This window comes from Paenibacillus sp. FSL H7-0716 (assembly GCF_038002705.1).
GTDB classification, from domain to species: domain Bacteria; phylum Bacillota; class Bacilli; order Paenibacillales; family Paenibacillaceae; genus Paenibacillus_AQ; species Paenibacillus_AQ odorifer.
This window is the reverse complement of sequence record NZ_JBBODA010000076.1, coordinates 1-1,834: the sequence shown is the minus strand read 5'-3', so window position 1 is coordinate 1,834 and position 1,834 is coordinate 1. Positions and strand designations below refer to the sequence as shown.

General features: G+C 37.3%; 3 protein-coding genes. All 3 read left to right on the top strand.

What is annotated here, in order from left to right; translation table 11 throughout:
* The coding region (locus MHH60_RS33155) for a polymorphic toxin type 28 domain-containing protein (RefSeq protein ID WP_341161224.1) at positions 1-388 on the top strand (388 nt) is incomplete at its 5' end.
* A gap of 17 nt (positions 389-405) precedes the next feature.
* A complete protein-coding gene (locus MHH60_RS33150) occupies positions 406-852 on the top strand; it encodes a contact-dependent growth inhibition system immunity protein (protein WP_232061224.1) in 447 nt (148 codons plus the stop codon).
* Positions 853-1,440: 588 nt separating this feature from the next.
* Positions 1,441-1,749 carry a hypothetical protein gene (locus MHH60_RS33145; RefSeq protein WP_076139114.1) on the top strand — a complete coding sequence of 103 codons (309 nt, stop codon included), beginning with the start codon at positions 1,441-1,443 and terminating at the stop codon, positions 1,747-1,749.
* Positions 1,750-1,834: the final 85 nt, after the last annotated feature.

The following is a 1,834-nucleotide window of genomic DNA, read 5'->3' as shown; positions in this document are numbered from 1 at the left end:
GAATGGTGGCAGGATATTCTCAAGTGTTGATGATTTATCTGATATTGCAAAATCAAAAATCACTACTAGTCAGAGGGCTACTTTGAATCAACAGGAAAGAACATACTCACATTTAACTGAAATGGATTTAAAAGGAGCACAGAGGGACTTAGTTGGTGACCCTGTTCCAAAACCAGGTGGAGGCTATTATGATCATGCTCAAGAAGTTTCTGACGCATATCGTGGTTTAGTTGATTTGAACCGAAGTTGGGAAGGGATGCTCAAAAATCCTAATTTAGATAATGAACTTCGACAACTTTACGCATCTAAGTTGAATGAGGTAAACGCTACAATGAAAAAAATTGAAGACATGTTTGCCCCCAATGGCGGAGTGTATCCACCTAAATAATGATTGGAGTAATGTATATGATAAATAGAAAAATGACATTAAAAGAGTTTTTGACTAATGAAGAATACGAAAGTGTAATGCAAAATGCAACTCAGTATTCTGATATGTCACTACCTGTATGGCACTTAGAAATTACAGGGAAATGTCTATATGAGTTATCAAACTTTGATTTGATTCGTTGTATTAGGCAAGATGTTTTCAAGGATTTAGCAACGTTTGAAATTATTGAAAGGATTGATGAACAGAACACACCTTTTTATGCTGATATTGATTCAATGGAATTGATGGAAAAATTATCATCAATCAGTTCGGAAATGCTCTCAGCACATAAGAGTAAATTAGATAGAATGATTGAAAATCTTGAAAAGAATAACTTAATAGATTTAGCAGATGTTTGGATGTTCGATGAACAGAAGGGAACGTATCAAGGCTATATCAATATAATAAAAAATAAAATTAAATGATATTTTGGTGAGGGGGCTACCCAGTGCCGAATGAATCCATCATTCAACAATTAACACATATAACCCATGTAATATTTGTATAAAGATTCTGTCATTTTGTTTGTACGCACAATTATGCTTGAAAAGTATAACCTAAATAACGCTAGTGCGTTACATAATACAGGTCGATTATGGTCAGATACCACCATGATTGACCTGTTTTTTGTTACCTTTGTTATCTGCGGTTTTTTCGAAATTACTAGCAACTGTAAAATACCATATAACGATAGTAATACTTACTGAGTAAGAAAAAAATCGCACCTTTCAAGATGGACAGCACGACAACTATGGTAATGTTGTTATACAAAGAGTAGCACTTTGTCTGTAACATAACTGACACTTGTAACGATGATGATGGTGCAGGAAAGAAATCTGGTGACGACCAGTCAACATATACAGATAAGGTAATGTTGTAAGGCTAGCCACCTTGCCCTCTAAATTAGTTCAGAATGAATCGTATCTGCTGATGCTTCGAATGGCGATGGAACCGGGAGAACAGGGAGCCTGGGCTAGCGCCAACTCGTAGGGGAACGACTTAATATTCCGCCGATGGAGCTTCTAGATGGGACAACGATTACCGCATATAACAATAAGAATGAGATAACACTCAACTATTTTAAAGCGCATGTATTAAAACCTAACGAAACCAATTCGATACTGGCGTATTATTCATGGCTGGAATCAACCTACGGAATGACCGAATGGAGGAAAAAAGTGGTACAAGTGGATGCGGTTACGCGGGCATTTGTAGGATCTCTTATCAAGGAAACCGTTATGGGTGTAGTGGATACGGTGACGTTTACATTCCATTTTGTCAGTGCCGGGTTTTGTAGGTACATTAAGAACTCGTGCGGATAAGGCGACAGACTCCCCCTATGACTTTTTCAACTGGTTAACATTAGGCATAACAGGAGATATTCCGGTCGGGATATATGAAGCAGCT

Excerpts from the sequence above, each read along its gene's own strand:
- MHH60_RS33150 (WP_232061224.1), top strand. The coding sequence starts at position 406 with ATGATAAATAGAAAAATGACATTAAAAGAGTTTTTGACTAATGAAGAA.
- MHH60_RS33145 (WP_076139114.1), top strand. The coding sequence starts at position 1,441 with ATGGAGCTTCTAGATGGGACAACGATTACCGCATATAACAATAAGAAT.